Origin of the sequence: Methylomusa anaerophila (genome assembly GCF_003966895.1) — a bacterium.
GTDB lineage: Bacteria > Bacillota > Negativicutes > Sporomusales > Sporomusaceae > Methylomusa > Methylomusa anaerophila.
The window spans coordinates 2,728,797-2,748,533 of the sequence record NZ_AP018449.1 but is presented as its reverse complement, the minus strand read 5'-3'; the positions used below and the strand labels follow the sequence as shown (position 1 = coordinate 2,748,533).

At 52.8% G+C, this 19,737-nt stretch carries 12 protein-coding genes and 2 riboswitches; of the genes, 1 reads left to right on the top strand and 11 read right to left on the bottom strand.

The window, feature by feature from the left end; translation table 11 throughout:
- Window positions 1-23 precede the first annotated feature (23 nt).
- From MAMMFC1_RS12435 to MAMMFC1_RS12395, 9 genes are all read right to left on the bottom strand, one after another.
- Window positions 24-644, bottom strand: a complete 621-nt coding sequence (locus tag MAMMFC1_RS12435; RefSeq protein WP_126308814.1) for a tetratricopeptide repeat protein — start codon at window positions 642-644, stop codon at window positions 24-26.
- A gap of 322 nt (window positions 645-966) precedes the next feature.
- Window positions 967-1,148: riboswitch (cobalamin riboswitch) on the bottom strand.
- Between the two features lie 118 nt (window positions 1,149-1,266).
- Complete coding sequence (locus MAMMFC1_RS12430; protein ID WP_126308813.1) at window positions 1,267-2,637, bottom strand: MATE family efflux transporter; 1,371 nt, start codon at window positions 2,635-2,637, stop codon at window positions 1,267-1,269.
- A 258-nt stretch (window positions 2,638-2,895) separates the two neighbouring features.
- Window positions 2,896-4,806 carry a TonB-dependent receptor plug domain-containing protein gene (locus MAMMFC1_RS12425; RefSeq protein WP_232035436.1) on the bottom strand — a complete coding sequence of 637 codons (1,911 nt, stop codon included), beginning with the start codon at window positions 4,804-4,806 and terminating at the stop codon, window positions 2,896-2,898.
- 117 nt (window positions 4,807-4,923) lie between these two features.
- Window positions 4,924-5,964, bottom strand: coding sequence for an ATP-binding protein (locus tag MAMMFC1_RS12420; protein WP_126308811.1), 1,041 nt, complete (start codon window positions 5,962-5,964; stop codon window positions 4,924-4,926).
- Window positions 5,965-5,997: 33 nt separating this feature from the next.
- Window positions 5,998-8,004, bottom strand: coding sequence for a putative cobaltochelatase (locus MAMMFC1_RS12415; protein WP_126308810.1), 2,007 nt, complete (start codon window positions 8,002-8,004; stop codon window positions 5,998-6,000).
- A gap of 42 nt (window positions 8,005-8,046) precedes the next feature.
- Window positions 8,047-9,558 (bottom strand): cobaltochelatase subunit CobN, encoded by a 1,512-nt coding sequence (locus MAMMFC1_RS22695; RefSeq protein WP_158618755.1) that lies wholly within the window; start codon window positions 9,556-9,558, stop codon window positions 8,047-8,049.
- A 25-nt stretch (window positions 9,559-9,583) separates the two neighbouring features.
- Window positions 9,584-11,923: a cobaltochelatase subunit CobN gene (locus MAMMFC1_RS22690; protein WP_126308808.1), complete on the bottom strand. Its 2,340-nt coding sequence runs from the start codon at window positions 11,921-11,923 to the stop codon at window positions 9,584-9,586.
- Window positions 11,924-12,029: 106 nt separating this feature from the next.
- Window positions 12,030-12,341: a TonB-dependent receptor gene (locus tag MAMMFC1_RS12400; RefSeq protein ID WP_126308807.1), complete on the bottom strand. Its 312-nt coding sequence runs from the start codon at window positions 12,339-12,341 to the stop codon at window positions 12,030-12,032.
- Window positions 12,342-12,501: 160 nt separating this feature from the next.
- Window positions 12,502-12,679, bottom strand: a riboswitch (cobalamin riboswitch).
- Window positions 12,680-12,782: 103 nt separating this feature from the next.
- Complete coding sequence (locus MAMMFC1_RS12395) at window positions 12,783-13,727, bottom strand: ABC transporter substrate-binding protein (protein ID WP_232035435.1); 945 nt, start codon at window positions 13,725-13,727, stop codon at window positions 12,783-12,785.
- Between the two features lie 247 nt (window positions 13,728-13,974).
- Here MAMMFC1_RS12395 and MAMMFC1_RS12390 point away from each other — a divergent pair, with 247 nt between their 5' ends.
- On the top strand, window positions 13,975-14,811 hold the full coding sequence (locus MAMMFC1_RS12390) for a MerR family transcriptional regulator (protein WP_126308805.1): 837 nt from the start codon (window positions 13,975-13,977) through the stop codon (window positions 14,809-14,811).
- Window positions 14,812-14,989: 178 nt separating this feature from the next.
- Here MAMMFC1_RS12390 and MAMMFC1_RS12385 read toward each other — a convergent pair whose 3' ends face one another.
- Both MAMMFC1_RS12385 and cobN read right to left on the bottom strand, forming a co-directional pair.
- Window positions 14,990-16,012: an ABC transporter substrate-binding protein gene (locus tag MAMMFC1_RS12385; RefSeq protein ID WP_158618754.1), complete on the bottom strand. Its 1,023-nt coding sequence runs from the start codon at window positions 16,010-16,012 to the stop codon at window positions 14,990-14,992.
- A complete protein-coding gene (cobN, locus tag MAMMFC1_RS12380; protein ID WP_126308803.1) occupies window positions 16,005-19,718 on the bottom strand; it encodes a cobaltochelatase subunit CobN in 3,714 nt (1,237 codons plus the stop codon). Before cobN ends, MAMMFC1_RS12385 begins: the two co-directional genes overlap by 8 nt.
- Window positions 19,719-19,737 lie beyond the last annotated feature (19 nt).

Genomic DNA, 19,737 nt, shown 5'->3' with positions numbered 1-19,737 from the left:
AAAATCACGCTCACTGCAGCGGATTAAGGCTCCGCTCCCAGCGTTTTGAGCATGTTTTTGGCCACGGTAACGGCTTCCTGTGTTTGCTTGTCAACCGGCACATTAGCCAGTAAACTCTTATAAGCGGCAATAGCCTCTTCTTTGCGTTCCAGCCTCTGGTAACAGACGCCTTTCACGAGATAGGCACCGGCATGTTTAGGCTGCAAGACAGTAACCTGATCTAAATCATGGATACCAAGTTCATATTGTCCCTTATAGTAATAACATACTCCCCGCCGAAAGCGAGCATCCATATTCCCGGGATCCATTTCAATAATACTTGAGTAATCAGCCAGCGCGGCATCATACTGTTTCGTTTCAAGATAGAGCAGCCCCCTCGCTGCATATGCTTGTACATTTTGGGGCTCCAGTTTGATCGCCTGGGTATAATCAGCGATTGCCAAATCAAGCTGGTTGTCGCTTCTATAAGCATCTCCCCTGTCTATATACGCGGCAGCATCCTGGGGATTGGCCGTAATGGCCCGGGTGTAAGCAGTGATGCGTTTCTGCTTGTTCTCAGCGGCTGCCTTGCTGTCTGCGGCCCAAGCGCTAGCTACACTGATCATCAGCAATGCGGCGATGAGCACAACCGTGTATTTTTTCAATTCGGACACCTCTCTCTTTCATGAACTATCTATATTCAGCAACCTGACAAGATAATGAGTGACTGCATGGCCGTATTAAAACCGAAATAAAAGAAAAAGAAGAGGGGCATTGAGCCCCACAAACATGAAGGAGGTTAGAAAAAATGTATAGAAAAACTCCCGCTCGTTATAACAGGCGGGAGGATTTCTCAGTGCAAACCAAATAGAAACTCCTGGTCGGGAAATGACCAGGAGTAAATTCAGCAAAGCAACATCACTCACCTGGATTTCTCCAAGCCAGCAATTGCAACTGTAATCTCCTCCCCATCACTCGTGGGTAAAAACGGCGATCTTTAGACAGGCAGTTCTCCTGGCTCTGGATCATAGCTCGCCCAACCTTCCCAGGACTCTCATCCCAGTGGCATATCCTTGGGTTTGCTCCCCATTACAGTGGCGGGACCGCGCCGGTATTGCACCGGTCTTCCCTATTAAGCCCCGTAGGGCACCTGCTTCATTATGAAATTGTAAAGCTTTCTAAAAATATTTTATCATTTATTACCTATTTTGTCAACAGGTTCAGCAAATATATTCAATGTTTCCATCAAATGAGTCGTGGAACCGTCCCGCAACTCGCAACTCACTTCTATTCAATTACTTCGATGCTTTTCCATTTCCCGCCCCAAAATCGTATGGTCATGACAATCAGCATGACTGCGCTATAACCAACCAGCAAGATCCACAACCAGAGTAAAGAAACTTGGGCCATGGTACAAAACATATAGGGTATAATTACATAAAACAAAATCGGAACAACGGCATAGGTAATCATCATAAATTGCGTGTCACCCATTGATTTTAGCACGCTGCCAATCATTAAATGGACAGTGTCAAGCACCAGCCATAGGGAGGCAAGTCTCACTAACGGCGTAGCGGTATGGATAAGCTGATTTTGATCATTACTGGAATCACTATGAAAAACAGAAATCAAAATCTCCGGGAAAAAATTATAGGAAATGAAGATAATGATGTTAAAACAAATTCCCAGAACCAGCCCTTTTATGAGAACTTCCGAAATATTTCCGAACCGGTTGGCTCCTCTCTCCTGACCTGCGATAATCCCTACTGCCGTTGTCATTCCAACCACGGGTAATATAAAAACAGACTCCATGGAAAAAGCCACATTGGCAGCAGCCAGATTAGTCTCACCTGTTGTACCGATAATCAGCAGAAAAATACCAAAACAGCCTGTTTCAAGAAAAGACTGTATTCCCGCAAACAGGCCGAATCGCAGCAAACTATAAAGTAAACGGCCGTTCACCTGACAGTATTTTAAAGGCCGGTATTGTTGTTTAATCACCTTTCTATTCAACAGGAACAGATAGAGAATCAGGCCGACTGCACAACTGATGATTGCCGCTACTCCCGACCCGAACATTCCCAGCGCCGGCATACCCAACTTGCCAAATACGAGCACACCGGCTAAGACGATGTTTACCATATTCGTAACTAACGCCACATACATCGTTGTCTTAGTGTCCCCAATCCCGCAATAGAAGCCAAAAAAGGCGGTAGAAAAAAGTTGAATGCACTCAGCTATGATAATGAGATAAAAATATTCCACTTCGTAGGTTAGAAGATCTCCCACATGCCCCATCATCTGAAATACCGAAGATACCAACGGCGAAAGCAGCAGTAAAAGCAAGGTGAAGATCAGGCTTAAATATATGCCCTGCCACATGGCCGCTACACAGTGCCGATAATGTCCGGCTCCATAAGATTGCGCGGCAAGTACGGAAACATAACCGATTATTCCTGTGAAAATACTGGCAAGGCCAATGGCTGAAAAACCGGCCGGCAGCATGGCGGCAAACTGCGTAAGATCATATTGCGCCACATACAGTCTGTCGACAAATACCACGGCATTAAAGGAAAGCATGGAGAGAAGCACCGGGTAGGTAATTCTAATAATCCGTTTAAAAGAAACACTGCTTTCCTCTTTCCATAATTCTGTCACTTCACACCTTCTTCCATCCCGGCACACAATTGCAGAATTATATCCAAAAGCGCCGCAAATCTTGACGGCAAGACAGAAAAACAATATACTAACTAAATATATATATGTCTGTCGCCTTAAAAAATTGACATCCGGGTATTAGGATAAGCTGAGGTTAAACGACAACGTCAAGGCCTTCCTAATACCCGGATATAATTTTAACTTTTTAATGCGTTCCCGATAGCACGGCATAATGCCTTGCCTAAACATTGTCTAATATTAAAAAGTATATTCAACACCAACTTGGAAATTGCGTCCCGGCGCGGAAAACCAGGCTGAATTTGGATTTAACTCATAGCTCATATCTGTGTACATTGTATCAAAAATATTATTAACTCTGGCGAAAATGTTTATCATATCCGTGGTTTTATAGTTCATGGCAACGTCCCAAATCCAATACGTGCGGTACGGTTTGCCGATTGTCTGGTTATCCGCCCGTTGCTGACCCTTGCCGACGGTGCCTCTGCCGCTGATAACCGCATCAAATTTATCCTGAACATAATTTAATTCCAGGTTCCAGCTGCCGCGGGGCAAAGCTCCGTTCCGATTGGGAGTCTGGCCTGCATTTGGTTTAATATAAAGATAACTGTAGCCCACATTGGTGTTAAATCTATCACTGAAGGCTTTTTTTAGCTGAATGGTAACTCCTCTGGCATGTTCCTCATCTATATTGACATATTGCCCTTTGGGATGAGTAGGGGTCGGAGTGTCAACATATGCTACCACATTTTCCGAATCCCTTTTAAAAACATGAAGACTGCCAACAAAGGTAGCGTCAAATTTATAGTTGATACCGGCTTCAACAGCATGCCCCGTTTCCGCTTTTAAATCCGGATTGCCATAGGTAGCACTGTATAAGTGGGCCACATACGGCGCCGTGAAAAATTGTTTATATCCGGCATACACGTTCATCCTTCCGTTCGGAGTATAGCCTAAAACAAAACTTGGTGTGTTGTTCCGGCCATAGCGGGACTGATCGTCAAACCGGATACCGGAAGATAATTTCCACTCCTTTGTTATCTGCCATTCATCTTGAATATAGACCGCCTTATTGGAAATTTTCTCGCCGTCAGTAGTAGCCGATGAATTTTTATAATGATTGATTTTATCTTCATAATAATCAAGACCACCGATAATAGTGTGAGTTTCCCCTGCCGCATAGGTAAACTGATCGCTGAAACCGGTTGTAGTAAAATCATTAAACTTAGTGTAATCGGATTCCTGCGCCTTATTGGTATGCCGGAAAAACGCCAATTGATTCGACATCTTATCGCTGATCTTTTGAGTATACGTTATGGTTAATTTACTGTTGTCTTTTGTGCCCTGAACGATCGAAGGCTTGCTATATCCGCCGTTGGTTGCCGTATACTCAGCCTCATAGGTTTGGTAAACCACGGTGACGTCAGCCTTATCGGCGAATTTTTTCCCGATCTTGAAGCTATTGTTTGTTACGTTAATCCGGTCCCGGACCGTTCTTCCCCAGCCGTCTTTAAAATCTCCCTGTAATTTTTTCTGGCCGGAGATGTCCCAGAAAAATCCGTTTACCGAGCCGCGATGGGAAATATTATACTGTTCACGGTCATAACTGCCGAGTGTTGTCGTGATTTTAGTCGTGGTTTTTCCGTCCTCCGGTTTACGGGTAATAATATTGATAACACCCCCCTGGGCGTCGGAGCCATACAGAGTTGAAGCCGAACTCTTCAGTATCTCAATTCTTTCAATGGAATCCATATTGGAGATTTCAGCCATGGCCATTTTTCCGTAAGTGCCGCTGCTGCCGTTAATATTGGCCCGCTGACCGTCAATCAAAACAACAATATTGGAAGAACCGTTTAACATCAGGTTATTCGATGCGGACGACTCCCCGGTGGCTCCGTAGTTGGCAATAAAAACACCCGGAACATTTCTTAATGCATCGGTTAGATTTGTATAATGATTTCTTTCTATTTGCTCTCTGGTAATAACGCTGATATTGGCATTCGCTTTAAATTCCTCCACCTGCGTTCTGGTGGCGGTAACGACAATCTGATCAAGGTCAAAGATCTCTTCGGCACAGGTCTCACTCCCGCCCCCGCAAGCAGCACCAACAAGCAGCAGGGACAACAGCGCCTTGTTACACTGCCATTTCATTTTTTTCCTGACGCTTTTCATCTTACTCTCCCTTTAATAATAACTAGCAAAGCAAAGGTTCCCGCGCCTTTTCCCCGGTAGTCGCACGATAACATTAAAGAATTTTAAACTATAAACTTATAAACTTGTCCCCTTAATAATCTGCGCCAGCTTGCGCTGCTCGGCGCCTACTTCCTGGAAGGGTTTGCGCCGCATCCGGTGCAGCAGCGCCAGTTCAACCACCTCTTCCACATGTTCCGGTCTTACCTGCTCACAGCCATACCAGGCGGCCAGCGCTTTGGCCGCCTTAAGCATCACCAGGTCGGCCCGGTGGCCGTCAACGCCAACCTCAATTGCCGTGCCGGCAATCTTGTACAAAATACCGTCATCCGCCTGCACGGCCGGCAGCAGCTTCTGGGCAGCTGCAATCTGTTCCTTAAGGCGTGTCTGTTCCCCCTGCCACACGGCGGCAAAGGCGGCGGCATTTTCCTCAAAGGCGGCCCGCCGCTTAATTACCTCCACCCGCTGACCGACCTCATAAATGCCGGCAATGGTTACACACAGCCCGAACCGGTCCAGAAGCTGCGGCCGCAGCTCGCCTTCTTCCGGGTTCATTGTGCCGACCAGGATAAACTGGGCCGGGTGGGAATACGACACGCCTTCCCGTTCCACAGTATTAACGCCCATGGCGGCGGCATCCAGCAGGACATCCACAATATGGTCGTCCAGCAGGTTTACCTCGTCCACATACAAAATGCCGCGGTTGGCTTCGGCCAGCACCCCGGGTTCAAATTTTTTCTCGCCGCTCTTAATCGCCTGCTCAATGTCCAAAGTCCCGACAACGCGGTCTTCGGTGGCCGATACCGGCAGGTTGACCACCCGCATGGAACGGCGGGCGGGGCGTAACACCTCCCCGGCCTCATGCCGTTGGCGGCAAGCCGGACAATAGGACGGAACATTGTCCGGGTCGCAGCTGTAGGCACAGCCCTCAACCACGGCGATGTCCGGCAACAGTTCGGCCAGGGCCCGTACTGCCGTCGATTTGGCGGTGCCTTTTTCGCCCCGGATCAGGATGCCGGAAAGGCGCGGGTTAATGACGTTTAAAAGCAGGCCTCTCTTCATAGTGTCCTGGCCGACAATGGCGGCAAACGGGTATAGCGGCAGCTTATGTTTATTCATATATTCTATAGTGCGCCTCCTTCAAAAATATCGTCAGGTAGCCAGCTGCGCGCGGACAAGGCCCGCAAGGCTATCGGTTTTAAGCTGATCAATGGTGCAGCACTTGGCGCCCATAATTGCCGCCAGTTCCTGGGCAATGCCCAGGGACAGCAGATCCTTCTTTTCGGTGTCAACGACCAGACAGGCGATGTCCAGTTCTTCCCGGATGCTGGCGGCCGTCAGCCGGGCTTCGGCCAGCGGGCTGCCGCCGGCCATGGCGGCGGTAGCCTTGCCGTCCGACAGTAAAATAAGGATCGGGCGCATGTGCGGGCTGCGTTTCAGCTGCTGCCTGATAACCTCCATGGCCTTAACCAGGCCGGCGGTTAACGGGGTTTTGCCGCCTACCGGCAGCTCACTGAGGGATTTTTGCGCCAATTCCACGCTGTTGGTCGGCGGCAGCAATAGTTCGGCCTGCGTTCCTCTAAAAGCAATCATCGCCACCCTGTCCCGTTTCTGATAGGCGTCCAGCAGCAAAGAAAGAATTGCCCCTTTGGTTTCCACCATTCTTTGCCGCGCCCCCATGGAGCCACTGGCATCGACAACAAACAGAATGAAGTTGCCGATACGTTTTTCCCGTTCTTTCTCCCGGATATCACCCTTCTCAATCACCAGCGCCCTGCCGTTCTGCCGGCGCCGGCGCTGGAAAGGGGCAGCCGCCCGGATGGTGGCGTCCAGCGCCAGATCATTCCGTTCCCGGCGGCAGGTACTCTTAACATACCTGCCGGCACGGGAGTCGGTCCTGGTGCGGGACCGGCGGCCGGAACCGCGCCGCACCAGGCGGTCTCTATCAGGCGCCACCCGTTTTACCGCAAACGGGGTACCGATTGCGTAAACCACTTCTTTGACCGGCTGGGAGCCGCCCGCCTGCTTGTCCGCTTCGGCTTGCTGCCCGGGCGCCTCGCCGGCCGGCCCGGCCTCAGGCCGGTTATCAGGCCGGCGTTCCGGCGCCTGCTGCTGTTCGTCCTGTTCAGTTGGCGGTTCGCCGGCATCCGGCGGCGGTTCCGGCGCCTGCTGCTCGGGCTGTGGCGGCTGGCGGCGCCGGTGGGCCAGCACCATCGGCGCAATATCCGCCACATCCCCTGGTGTCACCCGGCCGTGCCCCCGCCAGGCCGCCAGGGTAACCGCCGCCCGCAATAGCACCACATCGGCCCGGTGGCCGGCAACGCAGGCTTTCATACAGAGATCGCCGATATATTCATATACGGTATCGGCAACCACTACCTGCGGCAGTTTTTTTTTGGCTGCGGCAATTTTTTCCCGCAGTTCCTGCTGTTTTGTCCGCCACTCAGCCAGAAAGTCTGCCGGCGCCAGATCAAAGGTTTCCCGGCGTTTGATGATTTTCACCCGGGCGTGCGGGTCCGCTTCGCCGGTGATATCGGCGCACAGGGCAAACCGGTCCAACAGCTGCGGCCGGATATCACCCTCTTCGGGATTCATGGTCCCGACCAGAATAAACCCGGCCGGATGGGTTACGCTGATGCCTTCCCGTTCCACGACATTGATGCCGCTGCCGGCAGCGTCCAGCAGTACGTCCACAATATGATCGTCCAGCAAATTGATTTCATCCACATAAATAATGCCCCGGTTGGCTTCCCCCATCAGCCCGGGGGTAAAGGCCCGCCGGCCGGTTTTCATGGTCTGTTCGAAATCCAGACTGCCCACTACCCGGTCTTCGGTAGCGGAGACCGGCAGTTCTACAACCGGCACCGGCATAACCGAGATTTTCCGGCTGCTGCCGGCAGTCCGGCACTCTTCACAGGCAGTCCCGCTCTCTCTCGGATCACAATGGTAGGGACAGCCCTGTACCGTTTCCATAACAGGCAACAATTCCGCCAGGCCCCGCACCGCCGTAGATTTGGCGGTGCCTTTTTCGCCCCGGATGAGCATCCCGCCCAGGCGCGGATTTACCGCATGCAGCAATAGTCCCAGTTGCAAATCTTCCTGGCCGACTAAGGCCGCAAACGGATAGGTCGTTCGCTGCTGTTTTGTTGCCGTCTGCACATTATCGCCTCAATTCCCGGCCGGTTTACAGCCGGCTCATATTTACATCATTTTGGCCTTCCAGGCCGGGACATCGTCCGCCGTAAAAATATCCACGGCTCCTCCCTGGAATTCCCCCTGAACATCTCCCAGCCGCTCTTCCAGCCAGCCTTCAATTTCCACCTGCGTTTCCTTAAGACTCTGCAAGAGTTGGGGATCGGTCTGCCACAGGCCGCGCTGCGCCGCTTCCAGCAGCCGCCGGTTGATCTCCTCCAGCGCCCAGGGGTTGGTATCCTCAAACCATTTGCGCATGGCGTCATCCAGGATATAGGTCTTGGCCAGCCCGTCAAATACCCAATCAGCCACTTCGCCGGTGGTGGCATCCCAGCCATATATATTGGTAATGCGTTTGGCCATGTCACCGGCGCCTTTGTAGCCATGCTGCTTCATCCCTTCAATCCAGGCCGGATTAAGGTTTTTGATCCGGATGATGCCCTCAATTTCTTCGGCCAGACTGACCACCCCCGGCCGGCCGGGATCGCGGGTGTCGCCGTAATAGGTTTTGACTTCGCCGCCCTTTAACAGCTTGGCGGCGGTGGTCAGGCCGCCAAGGAAAGCAAAATGGCAGGCGCAGCCAAAGGCATCATATTCATCGGTAGCCGCCTTATTGTACGCCAGATCGACGCTGGCTAACTGGCGTTTGAACTGGGCCGGCGAAGCCTGTCCGCTCCTTTCCCGCCCATAAGCATAACTGCTCCAGGTAAGAAAAATATCGGCCAAATCCTGTTCGGTTTTCCAGGCCGAAGCCAGTACGGCCAAATCCACGCCCACGCCGTAGGTGTTGGGCTTGCAGCCGAAAATCCGGGCTGTGGCCTGTTCCCAGGCCGCCGGCGAATCATCCGTCAATTGCTCCAGGGTATGTTTGCGGACAAAATTCTGTTCACTTGGCTCATCAAGAGCCGCCACCTGGCGGACGGCCTCGTCCACCAAATCCACAATCCCCGGAAAACAGTCCCGGATTACACCGCTGATCCTGAGGGTCACGTCAATGCGGGGCCGGCCAAGCTCAGCCGGGGGAACAATGCGAAAACCCTTGACTTTGCCGCCTGCCACCCAGTTGGGTTCAACCCCCAGCAGCGCCAGAATCTGCGCCACCTGCTCGCCGTCTGTCCACATGCAGTCCGAAGCCCATAATACCATGGCGCAGTTTTCCGGCAGCCGCCCGGTATCTTCCCGGTGCCGGTCCAGCAGCGCCCGGGCCAATTTCTCCCCCACTTTCCAGGCCGCGCGAGTCGGAATGCATTCCGGATCGGCACTGTAAAAATTCCGGCCGGTAGGAAGAATGTCCGGCCGCCCTCTGGTAATCAGCCCAGAAGGACCGGCCGGTAAATAACCGCCCTGCAGGCCCTGGAAAAGCCCCTCCGTTTCCAGCGAGACCGTAAGCCTGGCATCAATCGCCCGCACTTTGTCCCGCCAGTATTCCAGTTCCGCCACGGCCCCGGCATTTACCAGCGCCTCTCCCATAATTTTGCCGGCCAGCGCCAGCAGGACCGCCTGTTTTTCCTGTACCGCCATAATTTTCCCTCCTTTTATTACTCTGTTAAGCAATGAATTCTTTGATAAACTCTCTGGAGTACTGGTTGACGTCAGCCAGCAAAGCGTCATAATTTTTGCCGAAATTGTCATGCCAGGCATGGGGGCTGTCCCGCAGCAGATCATAATCCAGCCCCATCAACTCGGCCACCAGGCGGTTTAAGCTGCCCTCATCCCCGGCCTCATGCCTGACGATGGCATTAAGGAAATTTACCCGCCGCTCTCCCTGCGGCACCTGGCCAAAGATATGCATGCCGGCCTGATGCATCCTGTTTTTCAGACGGCTTAGCTGATTGTGCAGCTTCTCGGTAAACACAGCGAAATCTTCCCCGGCTGCATCACCTGACAAAAAATTGCCTTCCCTGGCTTTTTCTTGGATCAGGGTTTCCAGTTCACAGGCACGGGCCGGCTGGCCCGTCCTTGCCCTGCCGTATTCGGCCAGCAGTTTGTCCAGTTCCTCCATCGGCCCGTAGGCCCGGGTCTCCACCATAACCGTTTGCATATGCCCGATTAACGTGGCATAGCCCCGCCGTTTGGCAATGGTTCCCTCAGCCGGATTATCCGTATTGTAGATATACAGATTGGGAACCGTGCCCAGCGTCAGTTCCGGATAACACGCTTCGGAGAGTCCCAGCGACTTGCCGGGCAAAAATTCCAGATTGCCGTGGGTGCCGACATGAACCAGCGCATCGGCGCCCCAGCTGTCTTCCAGATACCGGTAGGTCGCCACATACTGGTGAGTTGGCGGGCATTCCGGGTCATGCAGGATTTTGCATACCTTGCCGTCGCAGCGCGGTCCGGCGCAGCCCCGCTTGGGCTGGACGCAAACCACCACATTGCCGTACTGGACGCCGGTGATGAGAATTCTGCCGTCATACACCATGGCCGGCGGCACTTCATCCTTTTCCTCACCCGGCGGTTTTCCCCAGGTCTCAGTCATTTTGGCCTGCACCGCTTCCGGGAACCGGTCAAACCAGCGCCGGTATTCGGCCTCGCTTAATGATTGCCAGACACCGCCTTTGGCTACGATTTCCTCAACGGGGGTCCAGCGAAAATCGGCAATGGCCTTGCGCTCCATAATCCGGTCAATGAGTTCCTTGCCGGAAGCCGGCACATCTTCCAGATAATAGCCCTCCCGCTGCATAACCGCCATCAGCCGGGCCACGCTTTCCAGCGAATCCAGGTTGGCGGCGCTGCCGACACTCAGTTCCACGCCGTGGCAGGGACTGCTGTGCAGGATAAAGGCAATTTTTTTCGCCGACGGTTTCTTGGCTTGCAGGGCAATCCACTTTTTTACCCGGCGGCAAAGATAAGCCACCCGCTGCGGCAACGGCAGATAATATTCCAGGGTGCCGGCAACGCCCGGCTGATACTGACGGTCCAGACAGCCGATGATAACGGGCTCGATCACCCCGCTGCATTCGGGCATGGACACCGACATGACCAGGGAGGGGCCGGCGATGCCATACGGATCGGCCCGCCATTCGCTTTCCGTCTTGCCGTAGGTCAGCAGACCTTTTATAATGGGTACATTCAGTTGCTGCAGCAGTTCATAGCCGGGAGGATTATCCGCGGTTTTACCCGTTTCCCTGGTTATGACGAAGAGCGACTGCAAATCAATCAACGCCTCAATCACGGCTGCCCCGTTGTTCATATAATACGTTTTTATAACCTGGCTGTTATCCTGCGAGCCTGTATCCGGATCGCACTGGTCGCTGCTGAACACCGGCAGCGCATTACACCCTTGCGCCGCCAGCTCGCTGACAATGGCATCAATGACCTCCATGTTCCGGCTTATCCAGGCGTGGCGGTAAAACAGCACGCCTACCGTCGGCCGGTCCGGGCGGTAACCGGGACAATTCATCCGGTAATCGGCCGCACTCTCATAAATGCGGTCACTGCCGGGATAATAAACTCCCTGCCAGGGGACATTCACCGGTTCCGGTACGGCTATATCGGCTCCCAGAACCGCTTTTTGGATATAGCGGACGGCATTCCGGGTGTTTTCCCGGCCGCCGTAAGTTAAATACCGCTGCACGGTCAGCGCGATTTCCGGTTTGACCGTATTGTAAACGGCAATACCCGGATCATAGCCAAAAGCCACTGCCGGCTTTTCCCGTACGATGGCAAGAACTTCAGCCGATATTTTTTCCCATACCTTGTCGGCAGGCGGCGACAAGAGCAGAACATCCGCCTGTTCCTTCAGATACCGGAAAAAATCCCCCTGAAAATCCGGATTCTCCAGATCCCAGGTACCGCACATTTTCAACTCCAGGCCGGGGATTTCCCCCGCAGCCTCCAGCAATGCCGGCATGTAACCCGTTAATACAATGGCTCCGATTTTCATGCACACATCCTCCCCGTTTTATAAAAATATAAAGTATACGCTAAACAGTCAAAGGCCGCCGCCACTGAAACTAAATGGTGGCAGTCACATTCTCTCAATCGCTTAGTTAGAAAATATATTCCATGCCGACGCGAATATTTCTGCCGGGAGCACTCCACCATTGTTCAACCGGAGTTGAGCTCCAGTTATAACGCGCGTTAGAGTGCTCCGCGTAGAATTTGTCAAAGATATTATTCACTTTCACAAAGGCTTTAATGGCTTTGCCGGCCTGATAGTTCAGACCAATATCCCATACCCAGTAGGTGGTGGCCGGAAAGAAACTGGCTGCCGCATCCGGTGTTTGCGGACCAAAGACGGAAAACGCGAATACAGAAACCATTGCTACGACCATTTTTTCCCTGAATAATCTTTTTTTCATAAGAAAAAAAATTCCCCCATTTAATTAAAATAGACAAAAACCTTTCTCTAACGCACGAGAAAGGTTTTTAGTATTACAAATATGCTAACCCTGCCAACGCTTGCCTGGCAAAGTTAACCTTGTTAATACCTCACTTACCATCCCATCGCTCGTAGGATTCTTGGTAAATAGAAAATAGGCAGTTCTCCTGGCTTTGGTTCATCGCTTCTCCACGCCTTCCCAGGAATATTTCCCAGTGACGTTTTGTGGACTTGCTCCCCATTACAGTGGCGGGACCGCATCGGCGCTGCACCGATTTCCCTATTAAGCCTTGCGGCACCTATTTCTCAAGACTATTCAATTAAAAACCAAAAGCAATCAGCATAATAAATCCTGCTTAATCAATAGGGTAAACTATATACCGGTCATATTGTCAAGCCATTTTTTACCTTTCTTTATTCTTTATTCACCTGACACGGAAATATGGCAATCAGCCGGCTGGGCAAAATCTTTGCCATAGGCTGCCAGCGCAATTTCCTGGATTCCGAAAACAATATCCTGGGAAACATTATACATATAGCCTTCTCGCGGCATATACAGCCTTTTCTCTTTAATTGCGGTTAAGGTTTGCAAAGAAGGATCCTCCAAAAATTCTCTGTAAAAGGATTCCACATCATAAGTTCCATGATCATTATACATGGGCAGGATCAAAATGTCGGGATTTATTGCTATCAGCCGCTCCTTGGCCAACACCTGTCCATTCTTGATCCCGGCTGCCCCCGCTCCGTTGATAACGCCCGCATAGCCGCACATGTCATCAAAAGGACTGCCAATGCCGCCGTAAGAAGTCATTAGGGAAATCAAAACAACCGTTTTCCTTTTTTCCAAGGGAATTTTGTCAACTTTATTCTTAATTTCCCGTAGTTTTTCATCCATTTGGGCAATGATTTGGCTGCCTTTATTTTCTTCCCCGATGGCCTTGGCCAGCAGCCGGACCGTTTCCCGAACCTCCGCCACGCTCCGCGGCCCTTTACAGACAACAACTTTCAGGCCGAGATCCCGCAAACTGTCAACGATCACTGCATCGCTCCAGTCAGGAACAATCACTAAATCCGGCTGCAGGCTCAAAATGCGTTCTGCCGATGGATTTTTTATCTTTTCAGGTATTTTTTGCGCTTTTTTTACAATGTTAGAACTTACCGGATCATCCAGCAGGGCATTAACGGCAACCAAATTTTCGGTTGGCAGCATGCCCAAAATAATGGTGTCCGTACTGGCCGCGAGCGTTACAATCCGTTTGGGCTTCCCAGGCATTTCGATAACATTTCCGCCGGCATCGACAATCTGATACGAAATTTCCCCGGAAGAAGTTCTTATATCAGCAGTTCTGCCACAGCCAAAAACCATAAATGAAATCACTAGCAAAAAAACCGAAATACTTTTCCTCATTTAATTCCCCACTTACTTCTCTTTTTGACAGTTTAGACTATATAGCAGTCATACAGTCAATAATGTTATTAATAATTTAAATTGTGGCTTTTCTTGACATAAACCGATGCATCAATAATAATGGATAATAAGTATAATTCGCTCATCCGGGCATTTTTGGTATAAAATTGTTCCTGTTGCATCATATGTTAGGAGAATATGAACAATGGCGATCGACAAAGAAAACTATATCACCGCGGGCGAACTGGCTTCCCTCTACGGCATCCCCAAGCAAACATTGCTTTATTATGATAAAAGCGGATTATTAGTCCCGGCCTTTGTGAATGAACACGGCTATCGTTATTACTCTGTTTCCCAATATCTCGTGCTGGAAATTATTCTGAATATGCGTAAACTAAATATCCCCATTCAGGACATAAAAAATTATCTTCATAATCGCAGCCCGGAAAACTTTGAGCAGATTTTACAGGAAAAAGAAAAAGAATGTAATAGAATAATGGAAGAAACAGCAAAAATTAAAAACAGTCTGCAGTTGTCTTTGAAGTCCATTGAAAAAATACGCAAAACCCGTTTGAATCAAATCCAAATCAACTTTCAGAAAGAAAAAATTTTATTCGTCAGTGAAAATTTAAGCGGGAGCATATCGCTGCGGGAACGGATGCAGATTCTGTCCAGACACAATCAAAAAGCATTTTCCAAAGAACATTTTAAAGAATTTACTACCGGCTGGATTATAGGAAAAGAAGAATTTTTCGCGGAAAAATTCAATAAAACACTGCACTTTTTTACGCCGGTTGCCCATACCATTCCCCGGGAGCACTGCTTCGTCCGTCCGGAAGGCTTGTATGTGACAATCCGTTTTCAAGGAACTTATTATCAGAAAATACCATTCATATATAAAGAAATTCTCGACTTTGTGCAACGCAATCGTTTAGAAGTCCTCAGTAATGTATACGTTTTCCCGCTGAAAAACCACTGGCTTACCGAGGATACGGAAACATATATCAACCAAGTCTCTTTTCAAGTGGAGTATCCTTCTTAATTTCGTACGCTGCCGCTCTTATCAAAACAGGTAGGGAGCCCGGACCGGGCTCCCTACCTGTTTTGATAGAAGTATGTGGAATACCGGCCTGGAGATTACGGCCAGGCGAAGAATGAACCCTGGCGCTAACATGATCATTTAAGATTATTTAGGAAACGGCTGCCGCCGCATGCAGGCCCTAATCCCCCTGCTCCGGATAAGCGGCCTGCATGATGTCGCGAATGGCATGGACAATGTCCTGGGAAGCGCAGTACAGGTACAAGTCAGGCACCTGCTCCAGCCGGCCGGTGCGAATGGCTTTGACCGTCTGCAAGGCCGGATCGTTGGCCAAATCTGTTTTTACCTTGGCAGCATTAAGCTCGCCGCCATTCCAGGATGGCAGCAGCATTAGGTCCGGGTTGATGCGGATAATGGCTTCCTTGGCCAACACGTCGTTTTTCCCCAGGCCGGCAGCCGCTGCGCCGTTAATCACCCCGGCATAGCCGCACATATCGTCAAACAGGCTGCCTTTGCCGCCATAGGCGGCCATGTGGGAAATCAGGACCAGCGTCTGCCGGCGCTCCGGCGGTATGGTCCTGACCTTAGCCGCAATACCGGCCAGTTCCGCCTCCATACTTGCCAGCAGGCGGCTGCCGGCTGCTTCCTCCCCGATCGCCTGCGAAATTTCGCGGATAGCCTGCTTGACTTCGGCAACGCTGGAAGGTCCCTTGCTGACAAACACCGGGATGCCCATATCCCGCAGCGTCTGAATCAGCTCGATCCGACTCCAGTCCGGAGCAATTACCAGGTCAGGCTGCAGGGATAAAATCTGTTCGGCATTGTATTCCTGCAGCCTCACCGGCACGCGGCCCGCTTCAGCGGCAATGGTCGATATACCCGGATCATCGGCCAGATAATGCAGGGCCACTACCCGTTCCGGCTGCGTCAGGCCCAAAACTATCTCATCGCTGGATAAGGACAGGGTTATAATCCGCTGCGGCTTTTGCGGCAGCCGCAGCACATTGCCTTGCGTGTCCGTTACCTGATAGCCGGCAGTTGCCACGGCAGCGACCGGCGGGCTTGTCAACTGCCCGCCGCCGGAACAGCCTGCCGCCAGCAGCATGCCCAGCAGCACAACAAGCCAGGCGGCCAGGCGGCTGCACCGGTTCTTTGCCCCCTCTCCTGCCCAACTATGGGACAGAAGCCGGCTGTGGTTAGGCATCGCTGCGCTCCTCCAGTTCCCCTTCGATGGCAAGATACAGTTGTTCCAGTTCCCGTTTCGTGTCTTCCCGGGCATCCCACAAGCCGCGCTGAGCCGCTTCCAGCAGGGTTTCCGCAATCCGCCGCAGCGCCCAGGGATTGACTTCTTTCATCCAGGCCTGCATGGCGGCGTCAAGAGCGTATTTCTCCGCATACTTTTCATACATCCAGTCTTCCATAACATCGCTGGTGGCATCCCATTGGTAGCTATGGGCCACGTAATTGGACAGATCGGCCGCACCTTTATAGCCATGTTCTTGCATGCCTTCAATGAATTTGGGATTGATGGCTTCACCCCGGAACAGGCGCTTGAGTTCCGCCTGCAGGCTGCGCATGATAACCTTTTTCCGGTCCGAGCTGTCACCGCAGTAGGAACGGGGCGCTTCGCCTTTGATACTGCGGACGGCCGCAATCATGCCGCCGTGGTAGGCGTTATAATCGTCGGAATTCAGCATGCTGATTTCCCGGTTATCCTGATTTTGAATGGTAATGTCCAGACTGCCCATGCGGCGGCTGAACAGTTCCGGCACATAAGCGCCCTGACCCTTGCCGCTGTAAGCGTGCCCGCCCCAACGGACATAAACCTTGGCCAGATCATCAATGGTCTCCCAGTTTTTGGCCTCCAGCACCGCCCCGACGCCGGCGCCGTAGGTTCCGGGCGGATCACCGAAAATGCGCCAGCTGGCCTGCTCCCAGGCGGTTGCACTATCCAGACCCTCTTCTTCCATGGCTTTGGCGTCCGCGGTAATGTGTTTCCGCACATAGTTTATGTCCGGACTCTCCTCCAGCCTGGACACCAAGGCAACAGCCTTATCCAGCCAGGCCGCGGCCATAGGCATGCTGTCGCGAAACAGGCCGCTGATCCGGCCGGTGACATCAATGCGCGGACGTTTTAGCTCGGCGGCCGGGATGACTTCCAACTCCACCACCCGCATGCTGCCTTTTTGCCAGACCGGCTTAACGCCCAGCAGGTATAAAAACTGCGCGATGCACTGGCCATGACTGCGCATATTGCTGGTCGCCCACAGAACAATACCGATATTTTCCGGATACCGCCCCTCTTCGGCGATATAAGACGCAATGACGTCATCCCCCATGGTCCTGCCGATTTCCCAGGCCGCAGGCGTGGGCAGCGTCCGGGGATCAACACCGTAGAAATTGCGTCCGGTGGGCAGGATATCGGCGCCGCCGCTGGTTGGCGCTCCGCCCGGTCCCGGCTCGACATACCTGCCTGCCAGGGCCGCTAACAGATTGGTGATTTCCTGGGTCGTTTTCGCCAGACTGGGAGCTATCGTCCGGCAGACATAAACGGCCGCGGTCAAAAGACGTTCTTTTAACCCTGCGGGCAGCGTAGCCGCCCAGGGAAACGTAAGGATCGCCGCCGCCTGATCCGGCTCAAACTCCCGCTCAGCCAGCAGGCTGAGAATATCCCGGCAGCGTTCCCGGATATCATCCAGCAAAGCGCCGCCGGTCTTGGTCCCGTCCGGCAGCAGTTGGCCGCTTTGCTCCAGGAGCTGATAATAGTCGCAGCCGTATGCGGCGGCCAGCGTCTGCGCCAGGGAAGGGACGTCGCCATTGTCCACCCGCGTAAGGGCCAGCAGATACTCGATCAGGGTATCGCCGGCGGGCGGGCGGCCTAGCGTATGCAGACCTGTCCTGATTTGCATATTTTTAATATCGGTGACATACACGTGCAGCCGGCCGACAAAATCATCGAAGGGCTGCGCCGGGTCTTCCGGCACATCCTCCCCGAGATTGGCGGCAGCCGCTTTGGCCCGGATCAGTTCCGTGACAGTCGCCAGCTTATCAGGCTGCGTCTGCCGGAAATGGCAGTATTCATCCAGCAGATTCTCCAGTTCGGCCAGTTCATCATAAGTACCGGCATGGCTCATGGGCGGTGTCAGATAGCTGATCAGGCAGGCTGCGCCGCGCCGTTTGGCCTGGACGCCTTCACCGACCACAGTGATCCAGTACGGGTAGATATTGGGCAAGTCGTCGATGGCCAAATCGGGATAGCACTCGCGTGACAGGCCGGCGCCTTTGCCGGGCAGCCATTCCAGCGAGCCATGGGTGCCGACATGCACCACGGCATCCGCCTGCCAGACATCGCGCAGCCAGTAGTAATAGCCCAGATAGTGATGGGTCGGGGCGCAATCGGGCGAATGATACAGTTTGGCAGGATCTTCGCCAAAGCCGCGGGGCGGCTGGACCGTGATGTAAATATTGCCGTTGAGCATACCCGGGACTAAAAGCTTGCCGTCGTAGTGAAATACATCGCCGGGAGGATGGCCCCAGTCTTTGATCAGTTGTTCCTGTGTCCCGGGCTCTGCAGCCTCAAACCAGGTCTGGTACTGAGCAGCCGTTAATTGCCCGTCCGCTTCTTCAATCTGTCTTTCCGTCAGATACCGCCGGTCATTGGTGGCATGGGCGATTAACTCATTCATAAAGGACTGGCTGTCTGCCGGAATGCGGTCAATTTTGTAGCCGGCCCCGCGCATGCTGGCCAGCAGCAGGCGGATGCTTTCCGGCGAATCCAGGCCGGCCGCGCTGCCGATATTCGAGTTCGTGGGCGGATAATTATGAAAGATGATGCCGATCTTCTTGGCCGCATTGGGTTTGCGGCGCAGTCCGGCCCATTTGCCGGCTTTGCGCACCATCATGGTGATGCGTTCCGCCAGGGGAAGACAGACAGCATTGCCGTCCGCCTGATATTCCCGTCCGGCGACCGGCACGCCGTGAATGGCGCCGTCAAACTCGGGCATGGCAATGCTGACAGCCATCTCCATAGCCGTCATACCTTCGCTGGACTCCTGCCATTCCTGTCGCGGCCGGTATAACGTATACGCTTGCAGGATGGGCACGCCCAACTGATTGAGCGCTTCCTGCGCAATCGCCTTCATGGATAACATCGAAAACTTAAAGGTGTTCAGGATAACATCGATCTCCGCTTGGCCGTCAGGGCAGAAAAAGCTTGCCAGCGTTTCCTTAAGCCCCGGCGCCTGCAGTTCGGGATTGCCGACATACTGGCAAAATACCGCCAGCGCGTTCATGCCCTGCCCCTCAATCTCCTCGATCAAGGCCGCCTGATAGGCCAGGTCGCCCCAAACCCACTCATCGCGATAGAACAGGAGACCAATAGTGGGCCGGTCCGGCCGGCAGAAAGCCGCCCGGTATTCTGTCAGGTCGGTAAAGGGGCGCGGGGCCCGGGGATGGTAAATGCCCTGCCAGAGAAGCGGCTCCGGGTTCCGCACCGGCGTGTCCTCCCGGCAATAGGTTTGCGCCAGCCAGCGCCAGAACTGGCGAAAGTTTTCCATGCCGCCAAACGCCAGATACTGCTGCAGCGTCTCTTTTGCTGCCGGGGAAACACCGCAGGACAATTCGCCGGCATCGGGGTCGGAGATCAGCATGACGTGCGTAAGCTGGCGCTTGCGCAAAAACTCGGCTGACTTCCGCAAAAATGCGGTATCCAGCCCGCTACCCATCCAGGTAAAAATAACAATGTTGCAGGCGGCAAAAGTCTTCTGCCACTCTTCCCCCCAGGGAACCGCGTCACTTAAGAGCACTGTCCTGGTTTCAGCCTGCAGCCCCGCCTGGGCCACACTTTCCCGGGCCTTTTCCAGCATCAGCTGCTGGCGTTCCATATTGGTCAAAAATAGGATGCGTCCCATACTCCTGCCTCACTTTCCC